Origin of the sequence: Streptomyces sp. UH6 (genome assembly GCF_013421635.1) — a bacterium.
GTDB classification, from domain to species: domain Bacteria; phylum Actinomycetota; class Actinomycetes; order Streptomycetales; family Streptomycetaceae; genus Streptomyces; species Streptomyces abyssomicinicus.
This window is the reverse complement of sequence record NZ_JACADT010001350.1, coordinates 1-1,185: the sequence shown is the minus strand read 5'-3', so window position 1 is coordinate 1,185 and position 1,185 is coordinate 1. Positions and strand designations below refer to the sequence as shown.

The following is a 1,185-nucleotide window of genomic DNA, read 5'->3' as shown; positions in this document are numbered from 1 at the left end:
CGTCACCGGTGTTCCGGGCCGGGACGCCGCGTCGTCGGCGCCGTCCTGCGCAGGACGCGGCCCGGGCGGGCCGCGGTCGGCTCGCCGTCACGGAGCACCGGCTCTCCGGCCACCAGCACGTCCCGTACGCCCGTCGCGTACTGCCACGGTTCGGCGTAGGTGGACCGGTCGGTGATCCGGGCGGGGTCGAGGACGACGAGGTCGGCGATCTGGCCGGGTGCCACGGTGCCACGGTCGGACAGGCGCAGGCGGGAGGCGGGCAGGGAGGTCATCTTGCGCACGGCGTCGGCGAGTTCGAGGACGCCCCGGTCTCGGGTGTAGCGCCCCAGGACGCGCGCGAAGGTGCCGAAGTTACGGGGGTGGGGATGGCCGTCGCCGGGGGCGTGCAGCACCCACCCGTCGCTCGCCACGGCGGCGGAGGGGTGGCGCAGGACGGTGTCGACGTCGTCCTCGGCCATGGCGTGGTTGACGATCATGGCCTCGCCGTGGTGGGCGGCGAGCACGTTGAGGACGGCCTCGGCGGGCTCGACCTGCTCGTCCCGGGCGATGTCGGCGATGCTGTCGCCGATGCGGTCGCTGTAGGGGCCGGGCGTCAGCTGGGCCAGGATCACCCCTTCGGGAAGGAAGGTGCGGCCGACGGCGGGCCGCAGGTCGGCCAGGACGCGTGCGCGGGTGGCGGGGTCGGCGAGGTGCCGCAGGAGGGCGGAGGGGCCGCCGTCCATCGCCCAGTCGGGCAGGCGGGAGGTGAGCCGGGTGGAGGAGGCCGTGTAGGGGTAGACGTCGCAGGCGACGTCGAGTCCGTCGGACGCCGCGGCGTCGATCAGGGCGAGGGCCTGGCGGACCTTGCCGTGGTTGGCGGGTCCCATGGCCTTCAGGTGGGAGACCTGGAGCCGGACACCGGCGGCGCGCGCGGTGTCGAGCGCCTCGGTGAGGGCTTCGACCAGGTGGTCTCCCTCGTCGCGCATGTGGGTCGCGTAGAGCAGGTCGTGCCGGGCCGCCTCGGCTGCCAGCGCGACGACCTCGTCGTGGTCGGCGAACGATCCGGGCGCGTAGATCAGCCCGGTCGACAGGCCGAAGGCGCCCTGCTCGGCGGCGGTCGTCAGCAGCGCGCGCATGGCGTCGAGCTGGGCCGGGCCGGCCTGGGCGCGGGCGGAGCCCATGACGGCGGTCCGCAGTGCTCCGTGG

General features: G+C 75.2%; 1 protein-coding gene. It reads right to left on the bottom strand.

Going from position 1 to position 1,185, the window contains the following annotated elements:
• Positions 1–2 precede the first annotated feature (2 nt).
• Positions 3–1,185, bottom strand: a 1,183-nt coding sequence (locus HW445_RS31805; protein ID WP_180224230.1) for an amidohydrolase family protein, incomplete at its 5' end; no start/stop codon positions are given.